This window comes from Mesorhizobium sp. M1A.F.Ca.IN.022.07.1.1, from assembly GCF_003997575.1.
Classification (GTDB): Bacteria; Pseudomonadota; Alphaproteobacteria; order Rhizobiales; family Rhizobiaceae; genus Mesorhizobium.
This window is the reverse complement of sequence record NZ_RZST01000031.1, coordinates 1-21,709: the sequence shown is the minus strand read 5'-3', so window position 1 is coordinate 21,709 and position 21,709 is coordinate 1. Positions and strand designations below refer to the sequence as shown.

Sequence of the window (21,709 nt, the reverse complement as noted above, 5' to 3'; positions counted from 1 at the left end):
TTCCAATCCGGGTCAGCCATCAACGCGGTGTCGGAGTGAGCTTGAAAACCGGCTGCAGGCCTGCGGTCACGGTCTGTGGCGCGGGCAAGAGTGTCGACAGAACGCTTTCCCTGGTGCCGAACATCTGCGTCTGGCCTTCTTTCATCACGAGCAGGAAATCCACTGTGCTGAGAATGTTCGGCCGATGCGCCACGATCGCTAAGATGCCGCCGCGGGCCTTGATTGCGAGGATGGCCGCGGCAAGCGCCATTTCACCTTCGGCATCGAGATTGGAGTTGGGTTCGTCGAGGACCACCAGGAACGGATCGCCATAGAGCGCGCGCGCCAGCGCAATGCGCTGACGCTGGCCGGCTGAAAGCGCGGCTCCGCCCTCTCCGATCTGCGTCTCGTAGCCATTGGGGAGACCGATGATGAGCTCGTGGACGCCCGCGGCGCGGGCGGCTGCGACAATGGCCTGCGGGTCCGGCCCGGGATCGAAGCGCGCGATATTGTCGGCAACCGTTCCCGCGAACAGTTCGACGTCTTGCGGAAGGTAGCCTATGTAGCGGCCCAGCCGCTCCGACGACCACTGGTCGAGAGCGGCACCGTCCAGCTTGATACGGCCCGCCAACGGTCGCCATGCGCCGACCAGCCCGCGAACCAGACTCGATTTGCCGGAACCGCTTGGTCCTATGATGCCTAGCACCGAGCCGGCATCCAGGCTGAATTCCACACCTTGCACGATGATGCGTTGCGCGCCCGGCGCACCGATCGCGATGCGCTCCACAGTCAACTTCGACCCGGGCACCGGAAGCGCCATCGGTTGAGCGTCCTGCGGCAACCGGGCGAGCAATTTGCTCAGCCTGCTCCAGCTCTGTCGCGCCCCGACGAAGTTGCGCCAATGGGCGATGGCAAGATCGACGGGCGCCAGCGCACGGCCTACAAGGATGGAGCCGGCGATGATGATCCCGGAGGTCGCCTCGCCCTCGATCACAAGCCAGGCGCCCACACCCAGCATCGCCGACTGAAGCATCAGTCGCAACGCGCGAGCGAAACTGCCGAAACCGCCAACGATGTCGCTGACACGCTGTTGCAGCGCAAGATGTTCGCGGCTCGCTTCGCGCCAGTGGTCGTGCAGGCGCCTGCCCATGCCCATCGCCTGAAGCACCTCCGCGTTGCGGCGGCTGGCCTCGGCCAAGCTGTTGCGCCTCACGCTGCTTTGAACCGCGGCGCCCATCGGTCTGCGCGTGAGGATCTCCGTCGCGACCGTCAGCGTCACCAGCACCAACGCGCCGCAAGCGGCGGTTGTCCCGAGGGTCGGATGAAGGCTCCAGATGATCGCCAGATAGAAGGGCAGCCAGGGAAGATCGAACAGGGTGCCAGGCCCGGCACTCGACAGAAAAGTACGGATGTTGTCGAGATCGCGTTGCGGCTGCAATCCATCTCCCTGCTGGCCGATGTACAGGGGCAACCTCGAAACGGCGGTGAATACGCGTCCCCCAACCGCTTCGTCCAACTCAGCACCGATCCGGTTCATGATGCGGCCGCGCACGAGGTCGATGACCGCCTGCCCGGCAAACAGAACGCCGGCCAGTATTGCCATGGCGATCAGAGTGGGGACGCTGCGGCTCGGCAGCACCCTGTCGTAGACCTCCAACATGAACATTGCGCCGGTCAGCATGAGGATGTTGCTCACGCCGCTGAAAACTGCAACGCCCGCGAAGGCTGCCTTGCAGGAGTGCAACGCACTGGCCAGTTCGGAGCCGGGCGCCGGTTCCTTGGTCGAGGGCGGGGCGCCGGCGTTCGCGAATGCGCCGGGCAAGTCGTTTCTTCGTCTCCGCCTTGCGCTGCGGACGGCTGCCATGAGCAGACCAAGGGCCGCGACCGCCACGAAAACCTGGAGGGCACCCGGACCGGCCAGAAAGGCCCGCGGATCGGAAAAATAGCGCCAGCCAGCCACGAGGTCCGTCCAGGGTCGCGTCTGCGAAACCCTGGCGAGATCAACAAAGCGTGGCAGAAACTCCGCACCCGCAAGCGCGGCGGCGAGAAGGAGCAGGATTGCAGCGGGAAGTCGGACGATGAGGCGGCGGCGCGGGGCCTTGCTCGACTTCTTGCGGCGCGCAGTTGTGCGGGGGCGCTTTGGCGGCCGCTGCTTCGTCTTGGCATGGAAATTCGCCCGGCGGGGACGCGCTCCAAAGGCCGTCAATACTGTGCCAAAGATCACGTCAAAATTCCGAAGATATCTGCTGCTCTATTGGCCGACCATGCTGCGCTGGACGGCCGGATTTTGCACTTTGGGAGAGGTACCAGCGTCCGGAGCGTAGAACCCCTTGTTGGCCACGACGGAAACCTCGATGACGTCGCCGGCTCTCACTTCCGTGTTTTGATCGGCGACGATGTCGTGGGCGATCTTCTGGTCGCGCCTGAAGATGGAAATCCTCACCGAGCCCTGCAGGTCGTCGAAGGTTCTCTGTTCGCCGTAAGTGAAGATAAAGAGAAGCTTGTCGGCCACGTATCTGATTTGACTTTGGATTTTTCCGAGCTCAACTTGCGCGTCCTGGGTCTGGCCGATCAATTCCATTTCGTGACTTTGGTGCTTCTTTCGCAGCTCGCTTTCAGCGTTCAGCATCGCCTGCTGCGCCTGTTCCTGCTGCAATTCCGTCTGCGCCAGTTCAGCCCGATAGCTGGTATGTGCTCGTTCCGCCGTCAACACATTCGAGTTCGTTATCAAACCCTTTTCCCGCAGAGACCGGGCAGACTGCAGTTCTTGCAGTTGGATGTTCGCGGTCTTTTCACGTTCTTCCCTGGCCGCGGCTAGCATGGCCGCTTCCTTCTTCGCCCGATCCAGCGAGGCCTCCAGGTAGGAAACGTCATCCCGATACGCGGCAAGGCGGGCGTCCAGCTGCTGCTGTTCGGACGCGATGATGCCGTCAATCAATTGCCCGCCAAACTCGACGGGCGAATCGGGAGGAGCGACGAAGGACTTTTCCAGTCGACTTTCCGCCTGGAGCCGAGCAAGACGGACCTTCAGGCGATATTCTTCAAGCGCCAGGTTTGAGCGCGCGCTTCGCAGATCAGCTATTTCCAGGGCCGGCTCCGTGTTGCCCACAGCGCTGGCGCGAAACCCGCCTGCTATAGCGAGTGCATGGCGAACCGTTATTCCGGGTTGAAACGGATAGGATCCAGGGTGGGCCACCGTTCCGGAGATGAAAAATGGCCGGTATTGTCCGATCTCCACTTTCACGAACGGCTGGAGGATCAGCTTCTGCTGCTGAAATGCTTGCTGGATGGCCTGCGAGAGGGCAACGGTGGTCAGGCCGCGCGCTTTGATGTCACCCAACATTGGCAGTGAGATAGAGCCCCGATCATCGACCACGACCTCCAGCGGATAGGATTGTTCGCCGATCACGGACACACGCAGGATGTCACCGGTGTCGAAGGTGTATCCATCCGCGCGCGATGCACTTGCGGTGAGCAGTACAATGGCAACGGCAAGTCCACCGATCATTGCGAGCATGCTGCCGACCGCGGGTTCGAAGTTGGAAACTAGCCGTCGGCCCCAGCCCTTCATGCGCAGAGGCTTGGGAGGAAATTGCTGGTCAATACGCATACGCATCGTCGGTACTCCGGTTGTCTAGCCTGCTGCCATCGGGGCCCGTCGACATTCGCCGGCGGGAGCGTGACAAGAGGTTCTTCCTATGGTTCGAGAAGTAAGCCTGCATTCCGAATTCCATCGGAGCAGCGAAGGCTGATCAAAATCCGTGCAGCCCGAAGGTTTGCCCGGCGAGGCGGTCGCGAATTCTCGCCTCGTTTGGCCTCGCGGCCGAAGGGGCGGGCTCCAGCACGGATTGATAAATCTGCTCGACGCTTTCGCACATGGCGTCCAGCCCCCAGGACGACAGGTCGGTGCGTTTCGCGCCGTCGGCCAGTTGAGTGCGGTGCTGCTGGTTCTCGAGAAGACCGGCGACAGCCGCCGCCGCGGCGCCCACATCCTCGGCCGGGGTCACAATTCCGTTCACGCCATGGCGGACAACCTCTTCCACGCCGGGCAAATGCGAGACCACGCTGGCTCGACCGCCGGCCAAATACTGCATCATGACGCGAGGCAATCCCTCTCGCATCGAGGTCAGTACGCACACGTCCGCCAGGCTGATCAGTCGTTCGGGCTCGCTATGGTAGCCGATCATGCGAATGTTGTTTGCGAACCGGGATCGTTCAATGGCCGATTCAACGTCCGAACGCGCCGGTCCGTCACCGGCGAGGAGCAGTCGCACGTTTGGAACTCGGTCAACGACTTTGCCGAATGCCTCAATGAACTCGACGTGGCGTTTTCTCGGTTCCAGCGCGGCCAACATCAGAACCACCGGCGGCTTTGGCTCCCCGGCAGCCGTCCCCAGGAGCAGATGCGGATCTTGCGGCCATCGCGCGTTCGCGAAGCGTGCCAGATCGAAGCCGGAATGGACGACATGGTGCTGATCGGGGCTGCCCAGATGATTGGCGATGCAGATGTCGCGCATAGCCTGACTGACATCGATGAAAGCGCGCGTGAACCTCGCGGCCAGGCGTTCGGCGGCCAGGAACACCAGCCTCTGCCCGCGGCCGACATGCACGAAAGGCAAGATGTGGACGCCATGTATGATGCCGGGGATATTGGCTTCCTTGGCGGCGAGGCGGCCGACAATGCCGGCTTTGCTTTGATGCGTGTGCACGATGTCGGGCCGCCAATCACGCATAAGGCGGGTGAGTTGCCTGAAGGCGGAAACGTCGCGGGACGGCGAGATCGGATTGATGAGTTTTTCCAGCGTCACCAGTCGAAGGGCTCCGGCAAGGGATGCCCGTAACCTCGGGTCGTATTCCGCGCCGTGAACCAACAGCACTTCATGGCCGTGCCGCGCCTGAGCGAGACAGCAAGCCAACGTGTTCTCCTCGGAGCCGGCTCGAAGCAGTCTGGTGATCACATGGACGATCTTCATTTGCTTGTACCTCAGGGACATGAAATGCGAAGCGGCGGGAGATCGAGGGGATCGAGCGGGAGTATCGCCGGGCGCCTTCCGCGGGTTTCGGGGCACGGGCCGGGCTCGCCCGTCGTTCGGCGCGATCGCGTAAAAGCTGCACGTCGGGGATGATGCGGGGCGGTTGGACCGCCCGATTTGCCTCTCAGAGAGACAGCCAGATATGCCTGAACAACTCTTGGCCGACGGCCTCTATGCCGGCGCTGGCGTCAACGGTCCGGATATCCTTGTCCTTCGCCCGCAGTTCCGCCATCAGCGATAGCCGCGCGTCGAACGCTTCTTTCCTGATGTCCCCGGGCTTTCGCTGTTCGGAGACCGCAAAGTCTGAAACGAGGTGCAAAACGAGGTGTGGGCGGCGTTCCGCCATCTTCTCGTAGAGTCGCTGCTCAAGCCGGGCGAGAACTGACAGGCCTGGGACGGAGAACAGGCGAGCGGGAATGGTCGGCCCGTCCAGATATCCCCTGCCGAGCGCCTGCGGCCACCGGTCACAGATGACGATCATGCCGCGCGTCGACCATCGATGTGCGCGTTGCACTACAGCGTATCGCTCAAACGCGATCAAAACCGCCCAAAACGCCAACGCGGCAGCGACAAATCCTCCCTTCGACCAAGCCCGGCCGGAGGAATCGTTGCCATCGTTCTGGGCCAGGGACTTCAGGCGCCGTCTATGGGGAGAGACGACGGCCTGCAGTGCCTTGCGAAGCCGCCATCCATTGCCATCGCCAGTTCCGACATAGACTTGGGCACATCCGAATTTCCACCCGAATATCTGCCTCAGCCAGGTAGCCTGAGTGCTCTTGCCCATGCCATCGGGACCTATCAAGGCCACCACGAATCCACCAGCTGCGGGCCGTCTCTTCGGTGGAAAGCGCCCCGGCAGCAAGCGGTGGAGGGATCTCAGGGCGAGATAGCAGGTCTTGCGCACCAGATGGACCGCCGCATCGGCGATGGCGGGGCGTCCCGTATAGCCACACATTTCCCGGATCGAACGCCGCAGCCTGGCCAGATCTCCGCGGTGGGCGGCCAAGCCGTCGGCGCTTTGCAGGAACCTGCAGCGCACCGTTCTTGCGCCGTCAAACGTGCAGTCGACGACCTGCAAGCCGTGCTCGTCCGACGTGGACGGCAGGCGCGCAAAGTGCTGCTTCCAACCCTCGTCGAGGGTGATCCATTGCCTCCATGGAAGCGCCGAGGCGCGGAAGGCGAAGCGGGCAATCGCTATTCGAAGCTCGTCTTCGGGAGAGACCACCGGAACCGATACTCCGTCGACGCAAATCGCCTCCCATCGCGTGATCGCCGCATAATCGAAAGCCGGATAGCGCTTGCGAAATTCCCGGCCGACGCGGGCACCGATATGCATGTCGAGATGGAGATAGCGGCCATGCGTGAAGTCAGGCAGGAACCAGTCTTCTCTGCCGGCACAGACATTATCGTAGCAGGAGAGGCTCACGCCGCGCCGGCCGTGCAATTGACAGACGATAGAGCAGAAGAGCGGGTAGTCATGCTTGTCCAAAAGGACATCCAGATCATCCCGGCCGGCAAATCCGTCGTGCACGGACGCGAGATCCTGAATAATTCCGTACCTCACGCCAGCTTCATTGAGTGCTCGAAACAGTTCGCTGGCAATCGGCAGTGCCGGCGCCGTTTCGATCGGCCTGAAAGGAGCGTCTCCGTCAGTTTGATACGGCGCTGCACCTGAGTGGCTGCCCAATGCGCCCGCGCCAACAGTCTTCGCCGACGCTGAAACATTCGCTCCCGGCGCCAACGTTTCCGCCACGATCTCCGCCTTGGCCTCCGTAGCCCAGCGTCGATACTGCTGCGGCTGCAGACGATCCCGAAGGTCTCCGGCCGCGGCCGGAGGGAAGGCTGCCGATTTGGACTTGCGTGGTGTTTGCAAGAGATTTCTCGTGATTGGTCGCGGGCGAGCGTCACCCGCTCGTCGTCGCCGGAAACGTCGTGGAACTGGCGTGCGGTAAGTCCAAGCCCCTCGGTGGGCTGGTGTTCCTGGGATGTCGAACGACCAATCGTCTCAGTGCCGGCCCGCAGGTTCTGACATCACCTTCGCAGGCTACCGCACCGAGGGTGAATTGGGTGCCAACTCATCACTCCCTGCCGAGTATTTCGGCATCTGTGTAACGAAAGCGGTGAGTAAAAACTCACCGGGTAGTTTCAAGACACTATCGACAACTTGTCCCGATCAATAGTGATAGGAGTAGACCGGTTCATGATGTCGAGAAGGATTCTGACCGCTCCGGCGCTTCCGACATGATCAAGTACCCCGAGCTGGTCCGAAAATGGCCCGTCTATGATCCTGATTTTCTGGCCCGGCCTCAACAGGATGTCCGGGTGCAAAATCCCGTCCTCATCGGTTGCCGATATCAAGGATTCAACCACCCCATAAGGCGCCGGTACCGGCATGCCCTTGCTCATGACGAGCTTTCGGACGCCCACGGTCGAGTTGATCGGGTACCAGCTCTGCTGATGGACAGCCAGGGAGACGAACAGATAGCAGTCGAAATACGCGCTGGAGACGGTCCTGACCCTGCGGGCGTGCCGGACGGTTCGCCTGCGCTTGGGCAGATAGGTCCGGAAGTTCTGCGATAGCAGGTGCCGCTCGGCAAGGCTCTCGGAATGCTGGTGCGTCTGGACCACGCACCAGCGCGCAGCTTCGCCGCCGTGACTTTTGTCCGCCGAGTCAGGAAAACCGTTGTTGCAGAAGTTAGTGTGCAGCATGACTCAATACTGTGTCTTTCCCTAATTGAGGTAGTAACTGTCCGAGACACTGCTTTCGAGCGACGTGTAACGGCCGTATCTGGGCAGCTTTGGTTCGTCCACCATCGTCAGGGCAATGCCGGCAAGCTTGGACCGATCGCCAAGATGTCGAATTCCTTCGGCAACGGCCTCGCGCGAGGTTTCCCGCCACCTCACGACGAAGACGACCTTGTCGACATGCCTGGCCAGGATCGAGGCATCGGCCGCGGGTCCGACGGGTGGTGCGTCAATGATCACCGTGTCGAATTTGCCCCGAACTTCCTCAAGCAGCGAGCGCATTCGCGCCGAAGCAAGAAGGGCAGGCGGGTTGCGGGTTCTTGCTCCTGCGGGCAGCATGGATATGCCCGAGCGTTCGTCCAGATGGATCGCGTTTGCGGCCTTCACCGGCAAGGTCAGGAGATCGACCAATCCGACCTTGTCAGCCATGCCGAAGAAGGCCGTGGCGGCCGAAAGGCGCAAGTCCGCGTCGATGACCAGAACCCGTTCGCCGTCGGCAGCCGCCGAGCAAGCCAGGCTCAATGCCAGCGTTGTCTTGCCTTCGCCGGGCATCGCCGATGTCACGAGCACCAGGCGCGGCGAACGGTCCAATTCCGGCGTGGCCTGGATACCGAGGCGAAGCCGCCGCACCGCTTCGCTGTACCTGGAGAGCGGTTTGCGCTCGAGATAGGCCACAGGCTGAGCATGGACGTCTTTCGACCAGCCTGACATCCTTGGCATCGACGCAAGAACCGGAACGGCCAATTCTTCCTCGATCTGCTTCTTTGCCATGAAGCCGGAAGCGAAGAGTTCACGCAGAACGGCGCCGGCGCCCCCGAAGAAGATGCCGAAAACCACACCCAAAGCCGCAAAAAGAGGCCTGTTTGGGAAGCTCGGAGCGCCAGGAACGCTGGCATCGGTGATTACACGCACGCCGCTGTTGAGGAGGGTGGATTTCTCCTCGGTGAGCTTGGCGCGCGACAGGAACGTCTCGAAGAGTTCCTTGTTCGCGGCCGCGATCCTCTCCAGATCGCGTAACTGGACGCCAACCTGACCTTCGATTTCGGAGCGGTTGGATACCGAGTCCAGGGCGCGAGCCAGAGAAGCCTCCCGAGCTTCGGCCGCGTCGACCTCGTTCTTCAGATTGCCGATCAGGCGCTGGACTTCGGCGGCGATCTGTCCCTCGATGTCGCGGCGCTCGGCCTGAGCGGACAAGACCTCGGGATGCCGCTCGCCATACTTCAATTTGAGGTCGGCTTCCCGCCGGGTCACTCCGGAGAGCTGAGCCCTGAGCGCGTTAATCACCACCGACTGCAGCACGTCCGGAATCGACTGGATGTCGCCTCCGGCAGCCTGTACCTTGCTAACTTGCTGATATTGCGAACGTTTCTCGGACAACTCGGCGCGAGCATTGATTAGGGCGACGTTCAACTCGGACAGTTGCTGGTCAGTCAAGCTGCCCGCCTGCGTCGCTACTAGATTGTGATCGATCCGAAACTTCTGGACAGCTTGCTCCGAGCGGCTGAGCTCCGCTCGCAGATAGGCGGCCCGATCGCTGAGCCACGAGGAGGCCTTCTGGACCCCTTCGTAACGGGACCTTATTCGATCTGCCACATAGGCCTGGGCAATCGCGTTCGCGAGCGATGCCGCTTTTTCCGGATCGTAGGCGCCTACATCAAGCTCAATGACGTTGCCAAGCCCGACGCGCGAAACTCCCAGCGCGTTCTGGAGCCATATCAATGCTCCCGGTCCTATCTTGGGGTCTTCCGCCAGCTTTTGGCTGTCGACGACCTGCTGAAGAAGTGACGCAGACCTCAAGACAGCGATCTGACTTTCAATGAATGTTGGATTGTCAGAAAAATCGGAATTGGAGTAATCCTGTGGAGTCATATAGTCGATCGGAGCGTCGAGCAATATCTGAGAGACGCCGGTGTATGTTGTCGGAAGAGTATATGCGGCAGCCATAAACAGTGTGAAAGTGATGACGGCAATTCCGCACACCAGCTTCCACCGACGAAGAAAGAAATCGAAGACTTCCCTGACGTCGAGGGGCAGGAATTCCCGAATCATCCTCGGATTATCAGTTGGACTGGCCATTTCCCGAATCCTCACGATCGACAGCACAACTCCCAGCCCTTCAGCGTCGGCTGAATGGCGTTCATTTCAAAATGGGTCGGGCAGCTAGCCGTTATGCGCTCTCAAACGCATGAATCGTAAGGGTTGGTGTCCCGCCGACATGTCCAAATCGCTCTTCTGCGCCCACTCACCGATCGCGTCACCGGTAAGGCAGAAACATATCAGCTTCGCGGACATCGCCGCCATTACCATTATTGAGTAGTAACTCGGCTAAAGGTCGATCTGGTCTACCCCGTATGCCTCTCCGAGCTTTAAGAAGTCGCCGAGACACCTTCCTCTCGCCCTTCAGGGAGGTCCACTACAACGCTACGATCGTCAAGGATGCTCCTGACGACGAGAGAAGCGGCCGGCCTCGGCAGTTCTGAGGTTGACATGGACACTTATAGCGAAGTCGTTCCGAGTTTTGCAGGTTGGGTGCTCGACGGTCCCGGGGTCATTCTTCTGCTGGCGGCAACCCTGCCGCTGATGCTTCTTCTTAAGGGCCGGCAGCTGGGCTACGGGACCCTTGCCGTCATTATCGGCACTGTCATGTTGCTTTTGTTGGGTATCGAGAATTGGGCGGGAGCGGTCGCCGCCCTTCTCGCCTATTGCGTCCTCGTTTCATTGGCCTTGCTTTCCACCTGGAGGCGTATGAAGCAAATCGAGGACCGCCTCGCATTGGTCGCGTCGGCAATAGACGGCCTGGAAGTCGCCGAGGAGCGGCGACAGACCTACAGCGTCAGGCGTTCGCGCCGGAGGCCGGAAGCCGGAGCAATGGTGCAAACCGTCGCGGTCGGCGCGACGGACAATCCAGAAAGCGAGACGCGATATATCCCAGGGCCGCCTTGGCAAGAGCTGCAAGCGCCCGGTCCGCGACCGGAATCCGCGGCTCCGGCGTCAACGCAATCGGCAGGGCGCGATTTTGCCTCATCGACGGGTGGGAGCCCCTGACAAAAGGTTCGAAGACAAGGATCGGTGTTCCGGCGGCAGGTTCTCGGGCAGCCTGTCCGGACCGAGTCTCAGCAGCGCGGTTCAACTTTTCACTGCATCCGCGGCGTCGCGCGTAATGTCCTTGCTCCGACGAGATCCTGCCGGCCTCTCGCCGGGGGCTTTGCGATGGTCCAGGCGATACTGTCGGGCGCAGTATGCGGGATCGGTGCGGTGGGGCCTGCATTTCGACGGCATGCGGGCACGCCGCGGCATGCTGCTTGGCATCGGTGCGGCACGAGCTGTTGTTCCGAAGTCATCGTGCGCTGCAAGCCAAAGCTGTGCTGCCTGAGCGACTTTAATATACCAAGGGTGTAGGGTTGTACCAAAAGGTGGTAGACTGCGCTGCAATTCGGATGAGGTGACAGATGGAACTTTTTGCCTAGTCGATAGTTGCAGCTTCTGGTTGACCCGGGGGGGTGGATCATGGGCTTGGGCGATTCGGGGAAATGAACTTATCGAAGCAAGTTGGATTGGTGAAAGGACCCACGCTTGCTGACGCAAGCTGGGAGAGGGGAATCTCTGTACTGCCAGGAGCCGTGCGCCGCACCTATGCGGCCAACGCGACTATTGCAGGCGAATACCACACCAAATCCTCTATTCTGATTATGATCGCCGGCTGGGCGGCATTTGCGAAGACATTGCCGAATGGCTCACGTCTCATCGTCGATTTTGCGCTTCCTCGCGAAATTGCGGTGATCGAGTTCGCCGGAAAAGCGGGCGATACGGTGACGGCCCTCTCGGACGTTATCGCGATCGAGCTGGCCGGCCCCGTCCGTACATGTTCTGCGCGTTATCCGCAGTCCATCTGCGAAGCAATCCTGCGGGCTGAGGCGGATCGATATTCAAGGGTTGCGGAACACCTAGCAAGCGTCAGCAGAAGGGGTGCCGTTGAGCGCACGGCCCATTTCCTTCTCGAACTGGCCTGCCGCTCACATCGATCGGCAACGAGCTATCCGGCCCGCTTTGAATGCCCGCTGACCCAGGGCGAACTGGCCGATGCATTGGGACTTTCGGCTGTGCATGTGAGTCGCGTGTTGAAAACGTTGCGACAGACCGCCCTGGCCTCATTCCGTTACGGGGTCGTCGAGTTGCACGATCTTCCGGGACTGATCAAAACAGCCGGATTTGATCGGTCCTACATTTCGAGCTGATGCAAGGCGCCTGGCACGGGCAGTTCAGCGCGCGGAAGTGCTGAACTGCCCAAACCGTTAGGGCCAAATCGTCTCCTTCCGGCAGCCTATTCTTCCAGCGCAAGCCCCAATTCGGCGCGCCGTCGCAGCCAAAGACTTGCGCGGTAGCGAGGATCCCGGGTGCGGTCATGGATCGTATCCAGGATGCGCAGAATGCGGGCAGGGCCGAGCTTGTTGCCCCACTCCAGAGGTCCGTGGGGATAGCCGAGCCCCAGCCGTACGGCGGCGTCCACATCCGCCGCCGATGCAATCTTTTGCTCGACGATCTCGCTGCCGATATTGACGATCATCGCGACCACGCGCTGGCAGACCGCGCCGCAACTATCGCTCACCAGGGTCGCCTTGCGGCCGGCGCTTTTGGCAAGCGCGAGGGCGGCGCTCCTGGCCGTATCGGATGTCGCCGCCGACGCGACGAGCGTGACGTGACGGTCCATGCCGAAATAGGGATCGAACCCGACGCATAGTGAAGATGAGAGGCCAAGCCGCATCGCGGCGCCGGCGACATCGTGCCCCTCCAACCCTACGAGGATGAGGCCGTCCCGCCCTAGCGCCTGATCCTGGAGACCGCAAACAGTGGCGCCGGCCGACGCGACCAGTTTTTGCATTTCGCCGGTGTCATTGTCGGCCAGAACGGTGACGCGATCCGGAATCCCGGCGGTCTCCGCCGGCTGTGTCGATGCGGGCGGAACGGCTTGCCGGCTGCCGTCGTAGGCATAGAAGCCGCGTCCGGTCTTGCGCCCGAGCAGGCCCGCAGCCACACGCTGCGCCGCGATGACGGAAGGGCGGTAACGCGGATCCTGATAGAACTGGTTGTAGACACCCTCCATCACCGGGTGGGAGACATCGAGCCCGGTGAGGTCCATCAATTCGAAGGGGCCCATCCTGAAGCCGGCGGCGTCGCGCAGGATCGCATCGATCTCGGCGATCGAGGCCACGCCCTCCCGCAGCATGGCCAGGGCCTCGGTGCCGAAGGCGCGGCCGGCGTGATTGACGATAAAGCCGGGCGTGTCGCTGGCGACGACGGGCCGGTGGCCGAAGCGGGCCGCAAGCTCGACCAGCGTGTGCTCCACCTCAGGCGCCGTGTGAGCTCCTGAGACGACCTCGACCAGTTTCATCACGGGCACGGGATTGAAGAAATGGTAGCCGGCAATCCGCTCAGGTCGCTTGGCCGCGGAAGCGATCGCCGTGACGGACAGCGAAGAGGTGTTGGTCGCGATGATGGCGTCCGGCCTGACGATTGTCTCCAGCGCCTCGATGAGCTGACGTTTGGGCTCGAGACGTTCGACAATAGCTTCCACCACCAGATCGGCGCCTGCCAGTCGCCCAAGTGTTTCGGCAGGTTCGATATGGGCGAGCAGCTTCTCGACTACCTCCGAGCTGACTTTGCCGGCGGCTGCCCTGGCGCGCTGACGCGACGCGATTTGCTCGATGGCCGCCGCCGCCTTTCCGGGGGCATCATCGACCATCATCACATCGATGCCTGCCGCCGCCAGGACCTCCGCTATGCCGGAACCCATCACCCCGGCGCCTACGACACCGGCTTTCCCGATCCGACTGGTGGGCTCCCCTCCCGCGCCTGCCAAGTCAGCGCCCCTTGAACGAGGGTCCGCGCTTCTCCAGGAAGGCGGCAATGCCCTCCTGTTTGTCCGCGGTATCGAAAAGCAGCTGGAAGGCTTTGCGTTCCAGCCTCAAGGCGGTTTCCAACGGAGCGTCTTCGCCGTTGACGACCGCCTCCTTGATCTGCTCGACGGCCAGCGGCGGAAGACGGCCGATCCTCTCAGCGATTTGCAGCGCATGCTGCAAGGCCTGGCCCTCATCCGTCAGGGTGCTGACCAAGCCGGCACGCTCGGCATCCTCGGCCGAAAACATGTCGCCGGTGAGAAGGAGCATCAGCGTCTTGTATTTGCCGATTGCCCTGAGCAGGCGCTGGGTGCCGCCGGCGCCCGGCATCAAGCCGAGCTTGACTTCAGGCTGACCAAAAGTGGCTGTCCGTGCGGCGACGATGATGTCGGCGTGCATGGCAAGCTCGGACCCGCCGCCCAGCGCGAAGCCTTCGACCGCGGCAATGACCGGCTTCGGGCACCTGGCGATCGCGTCCCAGTAGCGGTGGGTGCGCTGCAGAAGCATGTCGGCCGAGCCGAGCTTTTCAAACGCTTTTATGTCGGCTCCTGCAGCGAAGTTGCCGCCGCGCCCAGCAATAACGATCGAACGGATTTCCGTGTCCTCGGAAAAGCTTGCCACGGCGGCGGCCAGCTTCTGCCGCACTTCGAGGTTGAGCGCGTTGCGCACTTCGGGACGATTGATTTCGACCAGCCCCACATTCTCGACAGGGCGGCTCTCGACGACAACAAGGGATTCTTTCGCGGAACTCATTTCGTGCTGCGGAATCTAACAGGGAAACTTAATTTCATACCCGAATTATGGTCAGCGCCCGCGAGGCCCGCAAGGATATTGTTTGCTGCGACCGGTGCGATCAGAGCGGTCCGCAGGCCTGAGGCGGCTTCTCAGCGTCATGCTTTCGCTCGAGCTCCGATGAGTTCTATCCATTAGCGATGCTCCAGCAAAATGCGCGTCACATGCTCGGCGATGGCCAGGCTCGAGGTCAGCCCAGGGCTTTCGATGCCAAATAGATTGACCAGGCCCGCGATGCCATGCGTCCCGGTATCCTGGATGACGAAATCGCTGTTGGCTTCGCCGGGACCGGAAAGCTTTGGCCTGATACCGCTATAGGCCGGCTGCAGGCTGCCGTCGGCCAGTTCCGGCCAGTATTTGCGGATTTCAGCATAGAAGCGGGTGCCGCGTGCGGGGTCGACGCGGTAATCGAGCGCATCGGTCCATTCGACGTCAGGCCCAAAGCGCGCCGTGCCACCGAGGTCGAGCGTCAGATGGACGCCGAGCCCGCCGGGCTCCGGCACGGGATAGATGAGGTGCGAAAAGGGCGCTCGCGTCGCCACTGAAAAATAGTTGCCTTTGGCGTAGCGAAGCCCGGGCAGGAACCGGCGATCGAATCCTGTGATCGAGCCGGCAAGCGCGACAGCGCCGAGCCCCGCCGCGTTCACGAGCCGCGATGTGGCGATCTCGAAATCTTCGCCGCTTCCCGTGCTGGTTGTCTGGAGAACGATGCGGTCGGCTTCGATCCGGCCCGACACGATGCGGGTGTTGAGCGACAGCAGCGCACCGCCTCCCTCGGCTTCGCCGAGCAGGGCGAGCATCAGCGCGTGGCTGTCGATGATGCCAGTCGAGGGCGAAAGCAGCGCAGCGGTGCAATGCAGCGCCGGCTCAAGCTTGTGAGCCTCGGCGGCGGAGAGGAAACGCAGGTCATCGACACCGCAGGCCGCGGCATTGGCTCGAATTTTGGCAAGCACCGGCTCCTGCCCATCATCGGTCGCGACGATCAGCTTGCCGCAACGCCGGTGCGGGATCGAGCGCTCGGCGCAGTAGCGATAGAGCTTCTCGCGTCCGGCCACGCAGAGCCGCGCCTTGAGCGAGCCTTGCGGATAATAGATGCCGGCATGGATGACTTCCGAATTGCGCGAGCTCGTCTCGGTGCCGATGGCATCCGCCGCTTCGACGATCAGCGTGTCGAAACCTTGCGCGGCAAGGCCGCGCGCGATTGCGAGGCCGACCACGCCGGCACCGGCAATCACGCAGTCAACCCGTTCCATGCCCAGTCCATTCGGTTGCGCGAGCGGCGCCTCACAGCCCTTTCTCAAGGATCATCTGGCTGTTGTCCATTGCTGTCGGGCAATGATGTGCCCGCCGCCGCTTCCGAGACCGACCATGCGCCAGGTTCCCATGGCGCTATCGATCGTGACAGGGCGGCTCTTGCGGCTTGAACCCGCGATGATGCATCACAGCTCAGACACGAGGGCAAATTTCGGACTTCTCGACCAGCGAGATGGTCCTACACTCGCAGACAGGAGCCATCATGGACGCCAGACCGAATTCCCCTGAAGCCCGCGACATCCGCTACCACATGCACGCCTACACCAATGCCCGCAAGCATCAGGAAACGGGACCGCTGGTCATCGAAAAGGGCGACGGCGTCTATGTCGAGGACATTGCCGGCAACCGCTATATCGAGGCGATGGCCGGCCTGTGGAGCGTTGCCGTCGGCTTCTCGGAAAAGCGACTGGTCGAGGCGGCCACGCGGCAGATGTCGAAGCTGCCCTTCTACCACGATTTCGGCTCGAAGGCGCATTCGCCGCTGATCGATCTGGCCGAGAAGCTGGTGCAGATGGCACCGGTGCCGATGAGCAAGGCCTACTTCACCAATTCGGGCTCCGAGGCTAACGACACGGCGATCAAGATGATCTGGTACCGGTCGAACGCGCTCGGCCAGCCGACGCGCAAGAAGATCATCAGCCGCAAGCGCGGCTATCATGGCGTCACCATCGCGTCCGCAAGCCTGACCGGGCTGCCGAACAATCATCTGTCCTTCGACCTGCCGATCGCCAATATCCTGCACACCTCGACGCCGCACCACTGGCGCGATGCCGAGCCCGGCGAAAGCGAGGAGCAGTTTTCCAGCCGTCTGGCCGACGACCTGGAAAAGCTGATCCTCGCAGAGGGGCCGGAAACCATCGCCGCCTTTATCGGCGAGCCGATCATGGGCGCCGGCGGCGTGGTCGTTCCGCCCGCCGGCTATTGGGGAAAAATCCAGGCGGTGCTGTCGAAATACGACATTCTTTTAGTGGCCGACGAGGTCATCTGCGGCTTCGGCCGCACCGGCGAGATGTTCGGTTCGCAGACCTTCGGCATCAAGCCCGACATCATGGTGTTGTCCAAGCAGATCTCGTCGTCCTACCTGCCGATCTCGGCGCTGCTGATCAACGACAAGGTTTTCGAACCGATCGCCGACGAGAGCGATCGCATCGGCACCTTCGGCCACGGCTTCACCGGCGGCGGTCATCCTGTCGCCGCGGCCGTCGCGCTGGAAAACCTCAAGCTGATCGAGGAGCGCGACCTTGTCGGCAATGCGCGCACGGTCGGCGCGCATTTGCAGGCCAGGCTGCGCAAGCTCGGTTCCCATCCACTGGTGGGCGAGGTGCGTGGCGTCGGCCTGATCGCCGCCGTCGAGCTGGTCGCCGACAAGGCGAGCAAGGCGCCATGGGGCAAGCCTGCGGCTCTCGGTGCGCTGGTCAATGGGTTCATGCAGCACAACGGCGTGATCTCGCGCAACATGGGCGATGCGATCGCTTTCTGTCCGCCGCTGATCATTACCGAGGCTCAGGTCGACGCTTTGGTCGACGCGTTCGAACGGTCGCTCGAGGCCGCGCTGCCGCAGGTGCGGCCACGGGACTGACCCATCGATCACTATGGCAGCGCCCGTGTCGGCTCGGTCAGATCGGCATTTCCGAACTGACCTGCTTGCGAGGCATGGTTATTCGGGCTTGTCGTCCGGATGACCGAGTTCGCAGAACCAGCCACCGAGATATTTCACCGACGGCCTCCTTGGGTCGGGAATTGGCGTCTTCGCCTCGACGGCGGCCCGGAACGGCTCGGCGCTGTCCTGCGGGATAAATCCGAGATGATCGGCGCCGCTGTTGTCGACCATCTTCAGCTTGTTGTTGGATAGGCCGAACGAGATGGTGTGGCCGACGCGCGGCGCTGTCAGCGATGCCTCGACCAGGCGCACGCAGTCGGCGAAGGAAAGATACGACCACAGCATGCGCCGGTCGGCCGGCTCGGGGAACGACGAGAAGATGCGCAGGCACACCGTCTCGATGCCGAACTTGTCCCAATAAAGCCGGCTGAGGCTTTCGACGAAATTTTTCGACACGCCATAAAGACTGTCCGGGCGCACCGGCGCGTCGACGCCGATATGCGCCTCGATTTCGTGATAGCCGATGGCATGTACCGAGGAGGCGTAGACGACGCGCTTCACGCCGTGTTTCCGGGCGCCTTCATAGATGTGGTAGGAGCCGCGAATGCTGGAATCGAGGATGGTCTGCCACTCGCATTCGAGCGGCGCGCCGCCGAAATGCACGATCGCATCGCAGTCCTTGGTGGCCGCGATGGTCGCCTCCATGTCGGCAAGATCGAAGACGGCTTCTTCTTCATGAGGCGCAAGATCGCTGAACGGCCCGCGGCCCGCCAGGCGGATCTTGCTTGCCAGCGGCACCAGTCCCTTGCGCAATTGCGAGCCGAGCCGGCCAGCGGCGCCGGTGATCAATATACGTTCGTAGTGCGGCATCGTTTACTCCACTTGCGCGACGGCGGCATTGATCCGCGAGATCGCCTCGGCCAGCACCCCTTCGCCGGTCGCCGTCGAGATGCGGAAATAGGGTGACAGTCCATAGGCGAAACCCGGCACCGACGCCACGCGTCCTTCGTTGAGAAGATAGTTGGCCACGGCCGCGTCATCCTCCAGGACGAGGCCCTTGGGCGTCTTGCGGCCGATCAGGCTGGCGCAGCCGATATAGGCGTAGAAGGCGCCCTCCGGCGGCGACAACGTCAGTCCGTTTATCTTCCTGATGCCGTCCACTACCAGGTTGCGGCGCGCCTCGAAGGCCTGCCGGAAGCGCGCGACTTCATCCTGCGGCCCGTTGAGGGCGGCGACGGTCGCGGCTTGTGCGATCGAGCACACCGAGGTGCAGGACTGGCTCTGGATCGTCGACATCGCCTTGATGAGTGGCGCGGGGCCGGCTGCGTAGCCGACGCGCCAGCCGGTCATGGCGTAGGACTTCGAGACGCCGTTGACGATCAGGGTGCGGTCCTTGAGCTCGGGGCAGGCCTTGCCGAAGGAGACGAATTCGCGTCCGTCGAAGAGGATGTGCTCGTAGATCTCGTCGGAAAGGACCAGCACCTGCGGGTGTTTTGCCAGGACCGCGCCCAGCGCCTTGAGATCGGACGCGGAATAGACCGCGCCAGACGGGTTGCCGGGCATGTTGAGGAAAAGCCACTTTGTCCTTGACGTGATTGCCTTTTCCAGCAGGGCCGGCGTCAGCCGGAAACCTGTGGTCTCCGGGCATTCGACGACGACGGGCGTGCCGCCGAGCAGCTTCACCATTTCGGGATAGGAGACGAAATAGGGCGCCGGCAGGATCGCCTCGTCGCCTGGCTCCAGCGTCGCGATCAGGGCGTTGAAGATGATCTGCTTGGCGCCGTTGGCGACGACGATGTCGTCGGCCGTGTAGTCCAGCCCGTTCTCACGGCGGAACTTGCCGGCCACGGCTTCGCGCACTTCGATGGTGCCAGCGGCAGCGGTGTAGAGCGTCTGTCCTGCTTTCGCCGCGAAATGGGCGGCATCGATGATGTGAAGCGGGGTCGGGAAATCGGGTTCGCCCAACCCGAGGTCGATCACGTCCACACCCTTGGCGCGCAGCGCCTTGGCGGCCTGCGAAGCCGCCATGGAAGCCGAAGGCTTCACCGCCGAGAGGCGCGAGGCAACGTAACTCATTGGTCGTTCTCCGAGATGTAACCCTTGGATCGGTCGTTGACCCGCGCGGCGGCACTGCGCTTGGCCGGATCGCCATAGCCGCCGCCGCCCGGCAGTTCGAGGATCAGCCGCCGCCCGCCGGGGACGTGCTGCCAGCCCTTGGGGCGCATCTTTGTGCCGTCGTCGAGCTTGACCACGCCGGCGACGCCGGGCTCGCCGCCATTGCGCCCGCGCGGGGGATGGTTCACTCGGTCGAACATGGCGGAGAAGTCGAACTCGTGGCCGTCGGTCGCGGCGATCTCGATGATCTGACCCAGGCCGCCGCGGAACTCGCCGTCGCCGCCGGAATTCGGCCGCAGCTCTTTGCGCCAGATCACGATCGGACCGGTATGCTCCGTCGCCTCGATCGGCATCGTATGGACACCGGACGGGAAGGCCGTCGCCGACAGCCCATCGAGCTCAGGCCGCGCGCCCATGCCGCCGGAGTTGAACATCAGCACTTCGGCGCGGCGGCCGGACGCGCCGGCGACGGGCCGCGCCGAAATGTGGATGTTCCACAGCGCGCCGGCGCCTTCGGCGAGGATCTTTCCGGGCAACGCCTTGGAGAACGCGCCAAGCACCAGATCGGGCACCATGTGGCCGAAGATGTGCCTCAACGCCACCGGGGCCGGCCGCACGGCATTCAGGATGTTGACCGGCGACGACACGGTGAAGAAGGCGAGCGAGGCGGCATTGTTCGGGATGTCGGGCGCCACCATGCATTTCAGCGCATAGCAGGCATAGGCCTTGCTGTAGATGATCGGGCAGTTGATGCCCCAGCGGCTCATCGGGTCGGTGCCGGTGAAGTCGACCTCGACATGGTCCTGGCGGACCGACACCGTGGCCGCGAGTTTCACCGGCTCGTCGTAGCCATCGGTCACCAGCTCGTTCGACCAGCTTCCCTTGGGCAGCGCCTCGATGCGTTCCAGCATGGCGTCGCGGGTGCGCGAGAAGATGAAATCGCCTAACCCATCCAGCGAGGTCAGGCCGATCTCCTTCATCATGTCGACGAGGCGCCGGTGCCCGACCTCGTTGCAGGCAGCGAGCGAATAGAAATCGCCGACCACCTGGTTGGGCTCGCGGACATTGGCGCGCAGGATCCTGACCAGATCGAGATTGACCTTGCCCTTTTCCGCGAACTTCATAATCGGGATCTGGATGCCTTCCTCGTAGACCGACTTGCCGTCGGCGCCGAAGCCGCGCCCGCCGACATCGACGACATGTGCCGTGCAGGCGAAGAAGGCGACGAGCTCGCCGTTGAGGAAGGACGGGGATACCATGGTGATGTCGTGCAGGTGGCCGGTGCCCTGCCAGGGATCGTTGGTGACGTAGGTGTCGCCTTCGAACATCTGGTTGCGCGGGATTTCGTGCATGAAATGCAGCACCGCCTCGGCCATGGTGTTGACGTGGCCCGGCGTGCCGGTGACTGCCTGCGCAAGCATCTGGCCGCGCGGGTCGAACACGCCAGCCGACAGGTCGCCGGATTCGCGCACCGAAGTCGAGAAGGCGGTGCGCAGCAGGGTGAGCGCCTGCTCCTCGACCACCGAGATCAACCGGTTCCACATGACCTGCATGCGGATTTCGCCAATATCGCTCATGCCTGGCTGCCTTTGCGGATCAGAAGGATCGCGCCGTCGCTCTGGATGACGGCGTCGAAGCTGGTGGTGACGACGGTGGAAGTTTCGCGCTCGACGATGACCGCGGGGCCCGCGATCCGATCGCCGGGGCGGAGCGTGTCGCGCTCGACGATGCCGTAGCTGCGCGGCGCGCCGCTGACCGGATCGAACACCTCGCGGGTCGTTTTGAGTTCGCTCGTCCTCTTGCCGAGTGTGAGCTCGTGCCTGGCGACGGCGGGACGAACATCCGTCGCCTTGACCGACCAGGTGACGATCTCGATTTCCAGTCCGTCGAGCCCCTCGATGGCGCGGCCGAAGAAGCGCTGGTAATTCTCCTCGAACAACGCCTTGAGTTCTGCAACGGCATCGTCGCCGAACGGCTCGTCTGCCACCGGCACGGGGATTTCCCAGCCCTGGCCGGCATAGCGCATGAAGGCGGTGATTTCGCAGACGATCCTGCCGCTGGCGCCGCCGCGCACAAAACCCTCGGCGGAGGCCTTGAGATCGGCGAGCAGGGCATTCACTTCGGCAGGCTGGAACCGCGACAGGCGCGTCAGCTTCGAGGCCAGCGCCTCGTAGCCGAACGGCGCCTTGAGGAAGCCGATCGCCGAGCCGACGCCGGCGCCGCGCGGAACGATGCAC

General features: G+C 62.6%; 15 protein-coding genes and 1 pseudogene. 3 read left to right on the top strand and 13 right to left on the bottom strand.

Translation table 11 applies throughout. From position 1 onward, the window contains the following. Positions 1-19: 19 nt before the first annotated feature. From EOA75_RS06385 to EOA75_RS06360, 6 genes are all read right to left on the bottom strand, one after another. Positions 20-2,203 (bottom strand): type I secretion system permease/ATPase, encoded by a 2,184-nt coding sequence (locus EOA75_RS06385; protein WP_245466578.1) that lies wholly within the window; start codon positions 2,201-2,203, stop codon positions 20-22. 27 nt (positions 2,204-2,230) lie between these two features. Next, positions 2,231-3,595 carry a polysaccharide biosynthesis/export family protein gene (locus EOA75_RS06380; RefSeq protein WP_245456806.1) on the bottom strand — a complete coding sequence of 455 codons (1,365 nt, stop codon included), beginning with the start codon at positions 3,593-3,595 and terminating at the stop codon, positions 2,231-2,233. A gap of 136 nt (positions 3,596-3,731) precedes the next feature. Beyond that, positions 3,732-4,952: a glycosyltransferase gene (locus tag EOA75_RS06375; RefSeq protein ID WP_127213738.1), complete on the bottom strand. Its 1,221-nt coding sequence runs from the start codon at positions 4,950-4,952 to the stop codon at positions 3,732-3,734. A 184-nt stretch (positions 4,953-5,136) separates the two neighbouring features. After that, the gene (locus EOA75_RS06370) at positions 5,137-6,885 is read right to left on the bottom strand and encodes a hypothetical protein (protein ID WP_245466577.1); all 1,749 of its coding nucleotides are present in this window, start codon (positions 6,883-6,885) and stop codon (positions 5,137-5,139) included. 272 nt (positions 6,886-7,157) lie between these two features. Beyond that, positions 7,158-7,721 (bottom strand): transcription termination/antitermination NusG family protein, encoded by a 564-nt coding sequence (locus EOA75_RS06365; protein ID WP_095802267.1) that lies wholly within the window; start codon positions 7,719-7,721, stop codon positions 7,158-7,160. A gap of 21 nt (positions 7,722-7,742) precedes the next feature. Then, positions 7,743-9,833: a polysaccharide biosynthesis tyrosine autokinase gene (locus EOA75_RS06360; protein ID WP_095802268.1), complete on the bottom strand. Its 2,091-nt coding sequence runs from the start codon at positions 9,831-9,833 to the stop codon at positions 7,743-7,745. A gap of 411 nt (positions 9,834-10,244) precedes the next feature. Here EOA75_RS06360 and EOA75_RS06355 point away from each other — a divergent pair, with 411 nt between their 5' ends. Continuing rightward, positions 10,245-10,802: a hypothetical protein gene (locus EOA75_RS06355; RefSeq protein ID WP_127213737.1), complete on the top strand. Its 558-nt coding sequence runs from the start codon at positions 10,245-10,247 to the stop codon at positions 10,800-10,802. A gap of 575 nt (positions 10,803-11,377) precedes the next feature. Next, a complete protein-coding gene (locus EOA75_RS06350) occupies positions 11,378-11,992 on the top strand; it encodes a Crp/Fnr family transcriptional regulator (RefSeq protein WP_067328760.1) in 615 nt (204 codons plus the stop codon). Between the two features lie 86 nt (positions 11,993-12,078). On the opposite strand, the gene EOA75_RS06345 is transcribed toward EOA75_RS06350, so the two are convergent. The 3 genes from EOA75_RS06345 to EOA75_RS06335 form a co-directional block, all read right to left on the bottom strand. After that, on the bottom strand, positions 12,079-13,614 hold the full coding sequence (locus EOA75_RS06345) for a 3-hydroxyacyl-CoA dehydrogenase (protein WP_259979823.1): 1,536 nt from the start codon (positions 13,612-13,614) through the stop codon (positions 12,079-12,081). A 1-nt stretch (position 13,615) separates the two neighbouring features. Beyond that, on the bottom strand, positions 13,616-14,404 hold the full coding sequence (locus tag EOA75_RS06340) for an enoyl-CoA hydratase-related protein (protein WP_127323883.1): 789 nt from the start codon (positions 14,402-14,404) through the stop codon (positions 13,616-13,618). 173 nt (positions 14,405-14,577) lie between these two features. Then, complete coding sequence (locus tag EOA75_RS06335; protein ID WP_127323882.1) at positions 14,578-15,696, bottom strand: NAD(P)/FAD-dependent oxidoreductase; 1,119 nt, start codon at positions 15,694-15,696, stop codon at positions 14,578-14,580. 263 nt (positions 15,697-15,959) lie between these two features. Here EOA75_RS06335 and EOA75_RS06330 point away from each other — a divergent pair, with 263 nt between their 5' ends. Then, positions 15,960-17,336, top strand: coding sequence for an aspartate aminotransferase family protein (locus tag EOA75_RS06330; RefSeq protein ID WP_095802338.1), 1,377 nt, complete (start codon positions 15,960-15,962; stop codon positions 17,334-17,336). Between the two features lie 78 nt (positions 17,337-17,414). Here the strand turns inward: EOA75_RS06330 and EOA75_RS06325 are convergent, their stop codons facing one another. From EOA75_RS06325 to EOA75_RS06310, 4 genes and pseudogenes are all read right to left on the bottom strand, one after another. Then, on the bottom strand, positions 17,415-18,227 hold the full coding sequence (locus tag EOA75_RS06325; RefSeq protein WP_095802273.1) for an NAD(P)-dependent oxidoreductase: 813 nt from the start codon (positions 18,225-18,227) through the stop codon (positions 17,415-17,417). Between the two features lie 3 nt (positions 18,228-18,230). Further along, positions 18,231-19,433 carry a pyridoxal phosphate-dependent aminotransferase gene (locus EOA75_RS06320; protein ID WP_127239877.1) on the bottom strand — a complete coding sequence of 401 codons (1,203 nt, stop codon included), beginning with the start codon at positions 19,431-19,433 and terminating at the stop codon, positions 18,231-18,233. Further along, on the bottom strand, positions 19,430-21,049 hold the full coding sequence (locus EOA75_RS06315; protein WP_127323881.1) for a hydantoinase B/oxoprolinase family protein: 1,620 nt from the start codon (positions 21,047-21,049) through the stop codon (positions 19,430-19,432). Before EOA75_RS06315 ends, EOA75_RS06320 begins: the two co-directional genes overlap by 4 nt. Further along, positions 21,046-21,709 (bottom strand): annotated as a pseudogene (locus tag EOA75_RS06310) (hydantoinase/oxoprolinase family protein); the annotation flags it as partial. The gene EOA75_RS06315 and the pseudogene EOA75_RS06310, both read right to left, overlap by 4 nt.